Below are 14,609 nucleotides of genomic sequence, written 5' to 3' on the forward strand. Positions count from 1 at the left end.
CTCATCTTGCTAAGCCTGTGCGGGAGTATGGGTCAAAGCCCCGCACTGGTGCAGTATCAGGCGCAAAATAATGTTGCCGCCGCCACCTTTTGGTTTTATCACAGCCCCGCACAACTAGGCTATCGGCATTACAGCGAAGCTGTATTGCGCCGCCTGGCTACAGACGGGGCACCCCAGGCTCAGTTATTGCTGGCTCAACATCTGCTCAAACAAAATGACTTTGATGGTGCCCGTTTATACTGGCAGCAGGCCTTAGCTGCTAAAGATGAGCAGGGCACAGCGGCACAACTTTGGCTGCAACTGGCCGAGACGCTGGCGCAGCAAGGGCAATGGCAGGCGCTGGCCGAGATAGGTCGCGTTTATCCCTTACCCGATGAGCTTGAATATCGCCGGCGCTTTCATCTTGGCCTAAAGGTGGGCGTTGAAGGTCATGATGTCGCCAAAAGTTTGGGCTTTAGTACTGACTTGCGGCAAATCCAGGCGCAATCCTGCCGCTATAATCTGCTTTTACTCGGCAACAGCCTGGCGGCCATGAATAAGCTGCAGCAGTTGCGCCGCAGATATCAGGCCAAGCCTGAGCCAGATGCCGGCTTATTATGCCTGTCAGAGCCTCACTATTTGGGTGATACTCTAAACTGCCAAGGCACAAGTAATAGTTTTAGTCGCTGTGACTGGCAGCCTTTGGCGCAAAAGCCTGAGCAAGTGCCAGCGGGTTTTGATTTTATCGTGATGATGACAGACGGCGGGCTGGCCAATGTTCAAGGTGGCATTATGCAGTTGGGCGTGAATGCGCCTTATCATGTATTTATCCATGAACTTTTGCACTTTAGCGGCTTTACCGATGAGTATCCGGCACCTAAGGCGCAGCAGGAGGCCTGCGAGCAGCAAGGGCGGCTCTATGCCAATCTTGTAGTTGGCGACAAAGCGCCGCCTGGCTGGGCTCCAAGCGCCTATTGTGGCAATGGTCGTGGCTATAAACCCAGCGCTGGGCAGAGCCTGATGGAGCAATCGGAAGTAGGGGTGACGCCCCTATACAGAAACCTGTGGTTGGCCGAGCTGGCAAGGCCGAAACAGCATATTCGTTTTGCCGATTTATTCTACCGCTTAAGTGGCCAAACCCAGTGGCGCGAATATCGTCGTGCCCTGAATAATAAAAATGACGCTTAACCCTGTCACATTAGACATGGCGCATCAGCTAGGCCACATTAACTGCGTCATAGAACGCAGTGGCCTGGATTTTTGTTAGTTAGGTTAGTAGGGTGTTAACTGTCGTCTAATATTTGGCCGAATAGCAAGGGCCAGTCTAGACAAAAACAGGGCAGCCCAGTATAACTGATTAATTATCAATATTTATTTGGCGCTGAACTAATCTTATTAGTGACATCTCTGGGCGCAAAGTACCCAAGAACATCGGGTCAAAAATAACAGCTTTACCAAGGTTTTTGGTAACAAAAAGGAAAGGTCTTTAAACTATGACATTGCTGTGGATACCCTTGTTATCCCTGTTAGGCAGTTTGCTTGCGAGCTTTACCGGCAAATTATCGCGCAACCAAAGCGCCGCCGTGACCGCAATTATGCCTTTAATCTGCCTGGTGCTGGTGCTCAGCATGGCGCCGCAGGTATTGGCCGGCGAAACACTCTACGCCAGCCTACCTTGGATACCTGAATTAGGGATGAACTTATCCTTTCGCTTAGACGGTTTAAGCCTGCTGTTTTGTATCCTGATCTTGGGTATAGGCCTGCTGGTCATCCTTTATGCGCGCTATTATTTGAGCGCCAACGACTCCATGCCCAAGCTCTACGCTTATTTAATGCTGTTTATGACCGCCATGCTCGGCATAGTGACGGCAAACAATATTATTCAAATGTGGTTCTTCTGGGAGCTTACCAGTGTCAGTTCCTTCTTACTGATCAGTTATTGGTGGTATAACGCCGAGGCGCGTAAGGGTGCACGTATGGCGCTGGCCATTACCGGTGCCGGTGGTCTGGCTTTGCTGGCAGGTTTAGTGCTACTAGGACAACTAGTTGGCAGCTATGAGCTGGATGTGATCTTGCAAAGCGGCGAGCTGGTAAAAAGCTCCAAGTGGTATCCGCTTATTCTGGTACTGATTTTACTGGGCGCCTTTACCAAGTCGGCGCAGTTCCCGTTTCATTTCTGGTTGCCTCATGCTATGGCAGCACCGACCCCGGTCAGTGCTTATCTGCACTCGGCGACCATGGTTAAAGCAGGTATCTTCCTGCTGGCACGTTTCTATCCTGCCTTAGCGGGTACCGAGCTGTGGTTTATTATTGTAGGTGTTACAGGCTTAACCACCTTGTTGGTGGGCGCTTACATTGCCTTGTTTAAACACGACCTAAAGGGCCTGTTGGCCTATTCAACCATCAGTCACCTGGGCCTTATCACCTTGCTATTGGGTTTGGATACTCAGTTGGCAACCGTGGCGGCGATTTTCCATATTATCAACCACGCCACTTTTAAGGCCTCCTTATTTATGGCCACGGGTATTATCGACCATGAAACCGGCACACGGGATATGCGTAAGCTCAATGGCATGTGGCGCTATATGCCTTATACGGCGACGCTGGCCATGGTGGCGGCGGCGTCTATGGCCGGGGTACCGCTACTCAACGGCTTCTTATCGAAAGAAATGTTTTTTGCCGAAACCCTGCACCAGCAGATGCTGGGTTCTATGTCCTGGTTAATTCCCGTGCTGGCAACCGTGGCTGGGGCTTTGTCTGTGGCCTATTCGGCGCGTTTTATCCATGATGTATTCTTCAATGGCGAACCAAAGGATCTGCCCAAACAGCCTCACGAAGCGCCGCGTTATATGCGCGTGCCAATCGAAATCTTGGTGGCCCTGTGTGTCTTGGTTGGCTTGTTCCCAGCATTTGTGGTGGACCCACTGTTAACCGCGGCCTCTCATGCTGTGCTGGGCGCCGAGGCACCTGAGTATCAGTTGGCCATATGGCATGGCTTTAACCTGCCGTTATTGATGAGTGGGGTGGCGGTGGCCGGTGGTCTGTTTATTTATTCACAGCGCAAATACCTGTTCCAGTTCCAGGCCTCCTTACCAAATGTGAGCGCTAAAAAAGCTTTCGATGCCAGCATTCACAAGGTGGTGGTGTGGTCGCGTGAGCAAATCCTGCGCATAGAAAATGGCTCCTTGCAGCGTTATATCTTTATTCTTTTGCTCTCTACCTTGGTAGTGGCGGGCTTACCCCTGTTTGAAATGCACACCCTGGCTGGGGCAACAGGCCTTAGCGAGATTGATGCTCACAATGCCATTGGCGCTGCGCTGCTGATGATAGGCACTTTGGCTACCTTGGTGTGGCATCGCTCGCGGATGATAGCCCTGATCCTGGTTTCCGTGGTGGGCTTGATGACCTCAGTGGTCTTTACACGCTTCTCGGCGCCGGATTTGGCCTTGACTCAGTTGACCGTAGAGGTAGTGACAGTGATGTTACTGATGCTGGCGCTGTTCTTCTTGCCGCAGCGTACGCCCAAAGAGTCGAGCTCACTTCGTATTTTGCGCGATTTAGGCATTAGTAGTGCCATTGGTATCGTTGTCGGCAGCATCTGTTATGCGCTGTTAACACGCCCGCAGGAGAGTATTTCTCAGTTCTTTATCGGCAACGCCAAAACCGGCGGTGGCGGCACCAATGTGGTCAACGTCATACTGGTGGACTTCCGTGGTTTCGATACCCTGGGTGAAATCACTGTGCTGGGCATAGCGGCCTTGGGTATTTACAAGCTGCTGCTGAATCTGCCTTTATTTATGCCGGCCTCGGACAGTGAAGGGCGTCCTTGGGCGCGCGAACGTCACCCTCTGCTGCTTGCGAGTATTTCACAAAGTTTGTTGCCGCTGGCGATTATGGTGTCCGTGTATATCTTCTTGCGTGGTCATAACCTGCCTGGCGGTGGCTTTATTGCCGGCCTGGTGACCTCCATTGCCTTTATTTTGCAATACATGGCCAATGGCTCTAATTGGATCCGCGCCCGCATGGATATTAACTACCGTAAGGTGATTGCTTCGGGCTTGGCCATTGCCACCTTGAGCGGCCTGGGTAGCTGGCTGTTTGGCCGTAACTTCTTAACCAGCTGGTTTGATTATTTCGATATCCCCTTGGTGGGCAAAACCGAATTGGCCAGCGCCATGATATTTGATTTAGGTGTGTATTTAACCGTGGTAGGTGCAACATTAATGATCCTTGCCAGTCTTGGTAAATTGACGGCAGAAACCCCGAAAGAAAAGGTTAATCTCTAATGGAACTCTTATATGCAAGTTGTGTGGGTCTGTTAGTGGCCAGCGGCATTTATCTTATTTTGCGTGCCCGTACCTTTCCCGTGGTGTTGGGGTTGACCATGCTCTCTTACGCGGTCAATTTATTCCTGTTTTCATCGGGACGATTGAAAATTAACCAGGCACCTGTACTCGGGCAGTCGGCCAGTTATGCCGATCCACTGCCGCAGGCGCTGGTACTAACCGCCATAGTGATTGGTTTCGCCATGACTGCCTTTGTGGTGATCTTGGCTATTCGTGGTCGGGCCGACCTGGGTAATGACCATGTTGATGGTCAGCCGCGCGCTACCCGTGCCACTAAGGGGTCGAAATAAATGCAGCATTTGATCACCTTACCCGTATTATTACCGCTGTTGGCGGGCATTATTCTCTTGTTGCCGCCGTGCGGTAAAAGCCTGGTACTAAGACGTTGGGTGGCATCCTTTATGGCTTTGGCGACCCTGGTTGCATCCGCTTTGTTGTTAAGCACCATCTTAAGCGCCGGCCCTGTGGTTTATGCCATAGGTGAATGGCAGCCGCCCTTTGGTATCGTCTTATATGCAGACCCGCTGGCTGTGGCTCTGTGTATTTTGACCAGCTTTTTATCCTTGGTGACCATAGTGTATGCCAGCCGTGGCGATGACAAAGCGGGAAGCTTTTATCATCCCTTGGCGCATTTCCTGCTGATGGGTGTAAATGGTGCCTTCTTAACTGGTGACCTGTTTAACCTCTTTGTATTTTTTGAGGTGTTGTTGATCGCCTCTTACGCGCTCTTGATGCACAAAAAAGATAAGCATACCACCAAGGCGGCGCTGCATTATGTGATTTTAAACCTGGTCGGCTCGAGTATTTTCCTGATTGCCCTGGGTGTGCTTTACGGCGTGCTGGGCACCCTGAATATGGCCGATATGGCCCTTAAGGTAGCGCTGTTGCAGGGTGATGATATTTATCTTGCGAAAATTGGCGGCCTGTTATTGCTTATCGTCTTTGCCCTTAAAGCGGCTTTGCTGCCCTTGCATCTTTGGTTGCCGGCTACCTATGGTCGCGCCATGCCGGTGATTGCCGCTCAGTTTGCGATCATGACCAAGGTTGGGGTGTACGCCATCATGCGTGTATTCACCATGATCTTTGGCGAGCAGGCGGGGGAGTTAAGTGGTATCGCCAGCACCTGGCTATGGCCTTTGGCTTTGGTGACCTTGGTCGTGGGTGCGGTGGGCGTGCTGGCAGCAGAAGACTTACGCCGTTTAAGCGCCAATCTGGTGATTGTTTCTGTCGGTACCCTGATAGCCATGGTGGCGCTCAATGACGAGCAGGCCACGGCGGTGGCCATCTATTATATGGTTCATTCGACCATAGCCTGTGCCGCCATGTTCTTAATTGCCGATATGATAGCCTTGCAGCGCGGTAAGGTGCAGGACCGCCTGGTTAATAGCCGTGGCGTGGCCGAGCCTAAATTGTTGGGTATCTGCTTTGTGGTGGCGGCCATTGCCTTGGCCGGTCTACCGCCGCTATCGGGCTTCGTTGCCAAGCTTTGGTTGCTTGACGCCTCATATGGCGCCGAGGTGGCCTGGGTATTTTGGCCCATTTATCTGCTTGCCAGTTTAGCCACCCTAGTGGCGCTGTCACGAGCTGGCACCAGTTTGTTTTGGCACGATCATCCTAATCAGGATGAGCAGTTTGAAGACAATGTCTATGCCGGTAAACGTCGTACCTGGGCTCTGGTGCTAATCCTTATGGTGCCGCTGATGATGACTGTGTTTGCCGCGCCGCTTAATGAGATGAGCAATGAGGCAGCAGCCATACTGCATAACTCTCAGGTGGCCATAGACACAGTATTTGCCTTGGCTAAGGAGCAATAACATGCGCTTACAAGCTCGTTATAAGTGGTTGCCAACGCCATTCCGCAGTGTTTTATTATTTATCGTGTGGTTGCTGTTGAATAACAGCGTATCCGCCGGCCACCTGATCCTCGGTGCCGTACTGGCCATAGCCATTCCCTTGATGATAGCGCCGTTTCACACCGCTCAGCCGCTGATTTTACGCCCGGGTCTGGCAACCAAACAGGTCTTTGTCGTACTTTGGGATATCATCACCGCTAATGTTGAAGTGGCCTTTAAGATTCTGGCTCCGACCAAGCGCTTGCGCCCGGGCTTTATCAAGGTGCCGCTGGACTTACAACATGAATTGCCCATTACCATTTTGGCCAGCACAGTGTCGCTGACGCCGGGCACTGTGAGTGCAGAGGTGTATCCCATTCCTGAGTCCTTACCCAAGGGCGAGGTGCCGACGCAGCGCTTTTTGCTTATTCATGTGCTGGATCTGGATGATGAGCAGGCCCTGATAGATACCATTAAGAGTCGCTACGAAGCGCCCCTTAAGGAGATTTTCCAATGCTAGAGAATGTAATGCTTATCGTCTTTGCCATGATCGGCATATCCCTGATGCTGAATTTATGGCGCTTGATCGTCGGCCCTTCGGTACCAGACAGAATTTTGGCCTTGGATACCATGTATATCAACACCATAGCCCTAATTATCCTTTACGGTATCGGCATGCAAACACAGATTTATTTTGAAGCGGCCCTGCTTATTGCCATGTTGGGTTTTGTCAGCACGGTAGCGGTATGTAAGTACCTGCTACGCGGCGATATTATTGAATAGGAGCGGCTATGACTGAATGGCTTATTTCGGCACTATTAATCGCCGGCGGACTTTTTATCCTAATCGGCTCCATTGGTTTGGTGAAAATGCCGGACTTTTTTATGCGTTTGCATGGCCCAACTAAGGCCACCACCTTGGGCATGGCGCTGCTACTGATAGCCGCCAACGTCTTCTTCAGCGTCGAAAGTGGGGTGATTAATATTAAGGAGATCCTGATCTCCATCTTCTTGTTGATCACTGCACCCATTACAGGCTATATGTTGATCAAGTCCGCCATCCATCACGAACTTAAGGCGAAGGATGGCACCAAGGGCATGGATAATATCGAGGACAATTAAACCTTGTAGGTCGGGATTTTATCCCGACAAAATTCTCAATAAATCTCACCCTGTCGGCGCAGAGCACCTACAGGTCGTCACATACCTTCACTAAAAAAGTGTCCGCTGCGGACACTTTTAATGTCCGCGGACAAGCGCAAAACTTCACTTTTTGAAATTAAAAGCCAGCAAAAACAACATCTTAAATAAATTTCATATTGGCACGCTTCTCGTAACTAATAAACCAATTAGAAAACATACGGATAGCGGCATGTTGATCACTACCTTAGTTTTTTTACCTCGCCGCTGTTGATGCTAGTGGCGGCATTGATTATCGGTTTAGTAAAAACGCCATACCTCACTCACCAAGGTGAGGCGCTACTATGATCCGCGATACTCAGGGACAAGACATTCAACTAGCGGCCACAAAAAGTTACCGCAAATATTGGTTCGGTGCGGCGTCCGTGGCCTTGGTTACGGCCCTGGCCGCTTACAGCTTGAGCGCCAGTAATGGCGATACCCAATTATCACTGAGTCGAGATGCGGTGAAAACCGCAGCCGTGGTCCGTGGCGACCTGGTTCGCGACTTAGCTACCACCTTGGCCTACCAGGGTAACAATGAGCTGGGGGATTTATGTACCCTGTACAATGAAACCGCTCAAAAGCTGCATCAAGAACGCCAGTGGATCTATCAGCGGGAATTGATGTTTGACAAGGTGCTGCATAACTCGCCGCAGGCCTTGCTCCTGATGAATTCGAAGTGGCAAATTGTGTATACCAATCACAGTGTTCGTGGTTTGCTGTTTGCCGGCATCAAGGTGGAAGGGGAAACGCTCTCGAATCTTTTCAGTGGCATGCCCAAGGCCACTGACGAGGCTCTGCAACGCGGCGGAGAGGGCCTGTTTAGCGTTGAGCAGGAGCAGCAACAAAGGCTAAACTGGCACCTGGCTACCTGCGAATTTTTACTAAATAACCACCCGCATAATTTCTTTATTCTTAAGCCTATGACCCGGGAAATATCCCGTCAGGAGGTGCAGGTATGGAAAAAGGTGGTACGCATTATCAGCCATGAGCTGAATAATTCCTTGGTGCCGATCTCCTCCATGTTGCACTCCGGTCGTTTAATCGCCCAGCGCAGTGATGATGAGCGTCTCGAACGGGTGTTTAACACCATAGACGAGCGTATCGCCTGTCTGAGCGAGTTTGTGCAAGGCTATGGCAAGTTTGCGAAATTGCCGCAGCCGCAACTGAGTAAATTTAGATGGGCCGAGTTAATTCAAGGCTTGTCACAGCAATTGCACTTGCTCGCCTCGGGTGCTTCAGGCAAGCTAAGATCATGACTCTTAATGGCCCACAATGATGAGCAACACACTTTATATCACCGGTGCTGGTGTCAGCGCCGCCAGCGGTGTTCCCACCTTTCGCGGTGAAGACGGTTACTGGCGCATCGGCAGTAAAAATTATACGCCCATGGAAATGGCGACGCGGCGCATGTATCAAACCCGCCCGGATGAATTTCTCGCCTGGTACTATCACAGATTTGCCAGCTATCGCGACCATGGCCCGAACGAGGTACATCATTGGTTGGCGGATAAAAACCTGATCACTCAAAATATCGATGGCCTGGACGGTAAGGCAGGGAACCAAAACTATATCGCCATTCATGGTCGCCTGGATTTAATGACAAAGTTTCATGAGCAGGGCGAGCCGGTTGATAAACATATCGCTCCTTGGGAGCAGGTGGACGAGTCGCGCCTTAGCGAATCCTTGTTAGAGATATTTGCCATTCCCGAGCAAGGGCCCATGCTTTATCGCTCATTTAAGCCATTTGTCTTGCTGTTTGACGAGTTCTATACCGACCTCTACGGCTTAGACGAGGCGCAGCGGCGCATGCTGGCGGCGGAGCGTATGGTGTTTATGGGCACCTCTTTTAGCGTCAATATTACCCAGATGGCACTGGATGTAGCGCGCAGTTTAAATATTCCTATTGAGGTGGTCGACCCCGAGCCTACCCATATTCTGCACCCAGATGTGACTTATCATAAAATGACGGCGCTGGAATATATTCAAAAGCAGGGCTAGGGTGAATCACTGAGCGTTGGGCAAATAAAAACCCGGCTTGCGCCGGGTTTGGTACATCACAATTTTATGTTTAACCTTTATTGATTCGCTTCGAGCTCTTCACGCTTTTCGCGGATTTTCTCAATCAGCGCATCAATCTGGCTTTTGGTTTCATCCGATAGCTCACCGGCACCTTCTTTAGACTCATCCCAAGCCTTTTTCGCTAACTCTTTTGAGTCGGCCATCAGCTCAGAGAACTGAGTTTTGCCTTCATCGCTGGCTGCTGAGGCAAGGGCCTTGGTCTCAGCCATTAATTCATCAACTTTTTCAGAGAAAGACTCTTCTTGCAAATTGTTGGCGGCTTCTTTTACTTCATCAACGGCGCTGTCCCAGGCGGCTACAACTTCTTCTTTGGCCTCTGCGGCGCTTTCTTTAGCTTTTTCGCTGTTGGTTTTTGCATCTTCACAAGCACTTAGCACTAAAGCACTGGCGATTAAGGTGATTACGGCAACTAGCTGTTTCATAAGATTTTCCCTTTATGTTTAAGTAATGGGTTCATTATAGAACAAGAACTTAAATAGAGAATGAATATTTTTTATTCGCTATAAAAACGGGTTAGAGCAGAGGAAAGTGGGTAAATGGCTTTTGAGAGGAGGGAAATATCCAAGGCTGATATTTCCCTAAATAAAACGATATAAACTAGGTCGCCGTTCGCTTTACGAGCGGAAGTCGCCAGCGCGCTCAGGCTGATAAAGCACCTCGGTAATTTTTACTTTTAAAGAGCCACCCGTGGGTTTGGGCCACTCAATTTCATCGCCCACAGATAAACCAATTAAGGCACTGCCTGCCGGCGCAAGAATAGATATTTTTTTACCGCTTGTGTCCATATCTTTTGGATACACCAAGGTCAGTTCAAGCTCTTTGTCCGTAGACGCCACATAAAACTTAACCGTGGAATTCATAGTAACCACATTAGGTGGCATCTGCTCAGGCGGCAGCGCATTGGCTCGATTTAACTCTTCCTCTAACAGCTCAAGGTCAGCTGCGTTGTTGTGAGGCAAGGACTCAATCAAATCATAAATACGATCTAAGTCCAAGGTAGAAATAGTAAGGTCAGGTTTCTTGTTCATTTTTCTCAACTAACAAATAAATGCGTGTAGACATACACAATATTTAGCCGAGTATATCTAGAAAATAAATAAAGCCAATGGTTATTTTTGCTGTTTGTTTTGAATGCTTTTATTTAGCTATTAGCAATGCAGCTCTGGGTTTTGGGCAATAAAAATTGATGTTGCACCTGTTAACTGGGTAACTATCGATGAGCAGAAAAATGCGAGCAAAGTTATCGCCTTGATGCCATCTAGCATCAGGGCTGGGAATTTACGTACTTGGCAATAACCGCACCTATCCAAGACGCTTAGCCGTAGAAAGTGCAACCATTCGCTTCAACTTCAAATAAACAATAGGGTTTTTATTTTCCAATGATAGAATCGCGCTCACTGCGTCTATTTTTGATTTATAAAAATTAGCTAATCATGTACGAAAACATAAGATACTCGTTAAACAACCTGAAGAACAATAAGCTTTTCGAGCTTGCTGTGGTGACGGTGATCATTATTTCCGCTTTAGAGATAGGAGCAAAAACCTTTTCTTTGCCGGACGGAGCCATGTCCTTCACCAATATATTGGATGTGTTTATCACCGTCTTCTTTTTGTTTGAAATATCAATACGCTTTATCGCCGATGAAGACAAAAAGAGCTTCTTTAAAAAAGGCTGGAATATATTCGATACCCTGGTTGTCGCCGTAAGCCTGATCCCCATTAACGACAGCGAAATGGCCCTGTTAGCGCGCCTGGTCAGGGTGTTCCGGGTGCTGCGTATGGTCTCTGTGGTGCCCGAGCTGCGCGTGCTGATCAACTCCCTGATCAAGGCCTTACCGCAATTGGGCTATGTGATATTGCTGATGTTTATCATCTTCTATATCTACGCCGCATTCGGCAGCTTTATCTTTAAAGACATTAACCCCGAACTATGGGGCGACATCGCCATCTCCATGCTGACCCTATTTAGGATCATGACCTTCGAAGACTGGACGGATATTCAATACGAGACCATGGAAGTCTACCCCATGTCGTGGATATTCTACCTGACGTTTATCTTCTTCACCGCCTTTGCGTTTTTAAACATGGTGATAGGCATTGTCGTCAACGTTATGGAAGACGAACACGCCAAAGTGCGTCAGGAAAAGGAAGCGGCGGACAATAACCCAACCATAGAAGACCTGCATAAGGAAATACAAGAGCTAAAACAGCTCATAAAGGAGCAGGGTAAGGGTTAGCCATAAAGTAATATGAAGGTCACACTACGTGGCCTTTTTTATCTTAGCACTTAATTGATAGCGTTTATTTTTTGGCCATTTAATGGCCGGTCGTTTTCCTAGTTGAAGATACTCTTGAAGTAGAGTTTCTATTTAGCCTGGTCATTATTGACCAATTTGGTTAACGTTAGAGATAAATAATAACTAGGTATTTTAAGGATGAACTATCTTATCTGTGAGCTGTGCAATAGCAAAGTTACGAATGAAAATATAGCCCGTCACTTGCAAAAAGTGCATAACTGGAAGGTGTTAGAAGAAACTACCACGGCTGCTGAAGAGCAAGTACCTTTAGTATCCGAAGAATCAGTAGGTAAGGATCGTTGCACACTTAGAAACAAGAAAAGTAGATCGCGGACGGAAGAGTTACGTACATGCCCTTATTGCTCCTTAGTCTTAAAAAATAAACTAAAATTAGTTGAGCACGTTAAAAATTGCCCCAAGAAAAAAGTTAAAAAAACCTCAGCTTCTGTAACACTGGCAGACCACAACTTGTCATATGAATGGGCGATCCGGCAACCCTTACCAAATGACTCAACAAAATTAGTTAGAGACTTTATTGAGCGTTATTCAATTAATGAGCTTGAAAAAGAACTTACTTTTCTATGTAAAAAGCTTTCTCGGGTAGAGTTTGCTAACTCAATAATATTGAAAGACAGATTGGTTGTATGTGCTCATGCAAAATTACAGTCAGACAAAGCTAAGAAGAAAGCTATAAAGAAGAAAAAACTGAGAGCAAAAGGCTTAGACATTCTCGATATGCGGGGGGTTGTTTTCTCCGGCGGAGGTGGTCCTGGCACGGGTAAACGGCGGTAGCCTTGAAGGATTATAAGTCTTAGTTAAAGGACTGAAGATATGTATGAATTAAGCAAGCAATCTAATCGTATACACTACTTACCGTGAGGGCTGGACTGAACTTTAAGAGTGGCTAAGATATGTGCTATTTTTTAAGGTTATCTAAAGTAAGTGACAACTAGACACAGGCTTATAGTCGTTCGCTAGGTTTATGGCTTTGAGGGATATTTAATGAAACAGGAAAGTTGTCCAGACTGTGGCTGGATATTTGAAGAAGGGCAAAGTGTAAAAGCTCATAGAAAGCGTTGCTCCGCTATAGCCATTAAAGAAGGGCCTTCATTTAGGTCACGTTTACCGGATAGACTCAGAAAGGTGAGAGCCACGATTACAGGTACGTATGAGTGGGCCTTATCTCAACCAAACAAAGGCACTCCATCAAAAGTAAAAGAGGCTTTTAGTGTGTTGCCTCTCAAAAAAATAGAGACTGAGTTGTTGGCACTTGAAAGCTCGCTATTAGAAGATGACACTCAACACCTAAAGATAAAGCGGCTCATAGCTTTATCGCATGCTCATGTGAAAGTAGCAGCCAAAGAAGCATCTAAAAAAAATAGAGCACAAGCCTTGAAAGAGCTAAATAACCTCAGTAAGCCAGACTCCCCTCGATCAAATGATTTACTTGACCAATATTATAAGTCAGGGCAAAGACGGGTTACTTCTGGAGGGCTACCTAGCCTAGGGAAGCGAAATTAAAACAGTAGAAATGTGTCTTCAAATCTTCTTAAGTCGTTAGAAAGGCAGGAATGGGAAGACGCCTTTTGAGACTGTAAGATCTTTTGTGTAAGTGGCTGTTTGTCATAGTGATACGCGGTCACTATACATAATCATAAACTGGCTCATGGCCGCTTTCCAGTCCCTGATGGGCATTGTCCATTTCTTCGAGATCTGGTGAAGTGCCAGATATAGTATCTTCATCACTGAGTCATCCGTCGGGAATGAGCGCCTGGTTTTCGTGATTTTACGCAGGCTAGCATTCAGCGACTCAATGGCGTTCGTGGTGTAAATCACTTTGCGGATTTCCGGCGGATAATCGAAGAACACGCTCAGCCGCTCCCAGTTGTTACGCCAGGACAGGCTAATGCTCGGATGTTCGTCATCCCACCTCTGTGCAAACTCGGTCAGGGCTAACTCAGCCTCGGCCAAAGTCGCTGCGCCATAAATGCGTTTCAGGTCGGCCGCGATGGCTTTACGCTGCTTCCAACTGACATATCGCAGTGAGTGGCGGATTTGATGCACGATACACAGTTGCACTTGGGTTTTAGGGTATACGGCTTCGATTGCTTCTGGGAAGCCCTTGAGGCCATCGACACAGGCAATGAAGATATCTTGCACGCCTCGGTTTTTCAGCTCATTCATGACCGACAGCCAGAACTTCGCCCCCTCTGTTTGAGCCATCCAGAGACCGAGCAATTCTTTCTCGCCGTCCGCGTTGATACCCAAGGCCAGATATACAGATTTATTCTGTACAGCACCCGAATCACGGCTACGTACAACCAGGCAATCGAGATAAACTACGGGGTACACCGAATCAAGCGGGCGCTGCTGCCATTGCTTCACTTCGTCCAGCACTTCATTGGTGACTTGCGAGATAAATGTCGCGGATACATCTACGCCGTAGGACTCCTCAAAATGGGCCTGAATATCGCGGGTTGTCATGCCTCGGGCATACAGCGATATGATGCGGTCATCGAAGCCGCCAAGCTGTTTCTCACCTTTCTTGACCAGCTTAGGGCTAAAGGTGCCGTTGCGGTCACGGGGAATATCCAGGTCAATTTCACCGTGAACGCTGCGCACAGTTTTGCTGGATTTACCGTTACGGGAATTACCGGAGTTATGGCCCTCTTGCGCATGTTTGGCATAGCCGAGATGTTGTTCCATCTCAGCATTCAAGGCGCGTTCTGCGACCTTTTTAGTCAATTGCTTAAGCAGCCCGGCTTCGCCGAGGATATCATCTGGAGAATCACAGCCATCAAGCAGCTGATCGATAAGTTTGTCTGTTATTGGCATTCTGCATTCCTTTCAACAGGTTAAGAATGCCACTTACACAGAGTTTTTTACAGTCTC

Annotated in this window: 15 protein-coding genes; 12 read left to right on the forward strand and 3 right to left on the reverse strand. The window is 48.4% G+C overall.

What is annotated here, in order from left to right; translation table 11 throughout:
* Window positions 1-27: 27 nt before the first annotated feature.
* From WCN91_RS11470 to WCN91_RS11510, 9 genes are all read left to right on the forward strand, one after another.
* Complete coding sequence (locus tag WCN91_RS11470; RefSeq protein WP_342679182.1) at window positions 28-1,167, forward strand: hypothetical protein; 1,140 nt, start codon at window positions 28-30, stop codon at window positions 1,165-1,167.
* 305 nt (window positions 1,168-1,472) lie between these two features.
* Window positions 1,473-4,265, forward strand: a complete 2,793-nt coding sequence (locus tag WCN91_RS11475) for a monovalent cation/H+ antiporter subunit A (protein ID WP_342679184.1) — start codon at window positions 1,473-1,475, stop codon at window positions 4,263-4,265.
* A complete protein-coding gene (locus tag WCN91_RS11480; RefSeq protein ID WP_105258982.1) occupies window positions 4,265-4,615 on the forward strand; it encodes a Na+/H+ antiporter subunit C in 351 nt (116 codons plus the stop codon). Before WCN91_RS11475 ends, WCN91_RS11480 begins: the two co-directional genes overlap by 1 nt.
* Window positions 4,616-6,139: a monovalent cation/H+ antiporter subunit D gene (locus WCN91_RS11485; RefSeq protein ID WP_342679187.1), complete on the forward strand. Its 1,524-nt coding sequence runs from the start codon at window positions 4,616-4,618 to the stop codon at window positions 6,137-6,139.
* A 1-nt stretch (window position 6,140) separates the two neighbouring features.
* A complete protein-coding gene (locus WCN91_RS11490; RefSeq protein WP_342679189.1) occupies window positions 6,141-6,677 on the forward strand; it encodes a Na+/H+ antiporter subunit E in 537 nt (178 codons plus the stop codon).
* Window positions 6,671-6,940, forward strand: coding sequence for a K+/H+ antiporter subunit F (locus WCN91_RS11495; RefSeq protein ID WP_342679191.1), 270 nt, complete (start codon window positions 6,671-6,673; stop codon window positions 6,938-6,940). The genes WCN91_RS11490 and WCN91_RS11495 overlap by 7 nt, the downstream gene beginning before the upstream one ends.
* Before the next feature lie 8 nt (window positions 6,941-6,948).
* The gene (locus WCN91_RS11500) at window positions 6,949-7,278 is read left to right on the forward strand and encodes a Na+/H+ antiporter subunit G (RefSeq protein ID WP_342679193.1); all 330 of its coding nucleotides are present in this window, start codon (window positions 6,949-6,951) and stop codon (window positions 7,276-7,278) included.
* 362 nt (window positions 7,279-7,640) lie between these two features.
* Window positions 7,641-8,597 (forward strand): sensor histidine kinase, encoded by a 957-nt coding sequence (locus WCN91_RS11505; protein ID WP_342679195.1) that lies wholly within the window; start codon window positions 7,641-7,643, stop codon window positions 8,595-8,597.
* Between the two features lie 19 nt (window positions 8,598-8,616).
* On the forward strand, window positions 8,617-9,339 hold the full coding sequence (locus WCN91_RS11510) for an SIR2 family NAD-dependent protein deacylase (protein ID WP_342679210.1): 723 nt from the start codon (window positions 8,617-8,619) through the stop codon (window positions 9,337-9,339).
* A gap of 77 nt (window positions 9,340-9,416) precedes the next feature.
* Here WCN91_RS11510 and WCN91_RS11515 read toward each other — a convergent pair whose 3' ends face one another.
* On the reverse strand, window positions 9,417-9,842 hold the full coding sequence (locus WCN91_RS11515) for a hypothetical protein (RefSeq protein WP_342679197.1): 426 nt from the start codon (window positions 9,840-9,842) through the stop codon (window positions 9,417-9,419).
* A gap of 192 nt (window positions 9,843-10,034) precedes the next feature.
* Window positions 10,035-10,448: a nucleoside diphosphate kinase regulator gene (gene rnk, locus WCN91_RS11520; protein ID WP_342679199.1), complete on the reverse strand. Its 414-nt coding sequence runs from the start codon at window positions 10,446-10,448 to the stop codon at window positions 10,035-10,037.
* 405 nt (window positions 10,449-10,853) lie between these two features.
* Here rnk and WCN91_RS11525 point away from each other — a divergent pair, with 405 nt between their 5' ends.
* From WCN91_RS11525 to WCN91_RS11535, 3 genes are all read left to right on the forward strand, one after another.
* On the forward strand, window positions 10,854-11,657 hold the full coding sequence (locus WCN91_RS11525; protein ID WP_342679201.1) for an ion transporter: 804 nt from the start codon (window positions 10,854-10,856) through the stop codon (window positions 11,655-11,657).
* A 198-nt stretch (window positions 11,658-11,855) separates the two neighbouring features.
* On the forward strand, window positions 11,856-12,509 hold the full coding sequence (locus tag WCN91_RS11530; RefSeq protein WP_342679203.1) for a hypothetical protein: 654 nt from the start codon (window positions 11,856-11,858) through the stop codon (window positions 12,507-12,509).
* Between the two features lie 210 nt (window positions 12,510-12,719).
* Complete coding sequence (locus tag WCN91_RS11535; protein ID WP_342679206.1) at window positions 12,720-13,238, forward strand: hypothetical protein; 519 nt, start codon at window positions 12,720-12,722, stop codon at window positions 13,236-13,238.
* Between the two features lie 102 nt (window positions 13,239-13,340).
* Here the strand turns inward: WCN91_RS11535 and WCN91_RS11540 are convergent, their stop codons facing one another.
* Window positions 13,341-14,552 (reverse strand): IS256 family transposase, encoded by a 1,212-nt coding sequence (locus tag WCN91_RS11540; protein ID WP_342679031.1) that lies wholly within the window; start codon window positions 14,550-14,552, stop codon window positions 13,341-13,343.
* Between the last annotated feature and the right edge of the window lie 57 nt (window positions 14,553-14,609).

The organism is Pseudoalteromonas qingdaonensis (genome assembly GCF_038739665.1).
Lineage (GTDB): Bacteria > Pseudomonadota > Gammaproteobacteria > Enterobacterales > Alteromonadaceae > Pseudoalteromonas > Pseudoalteromonas qingdaonensis.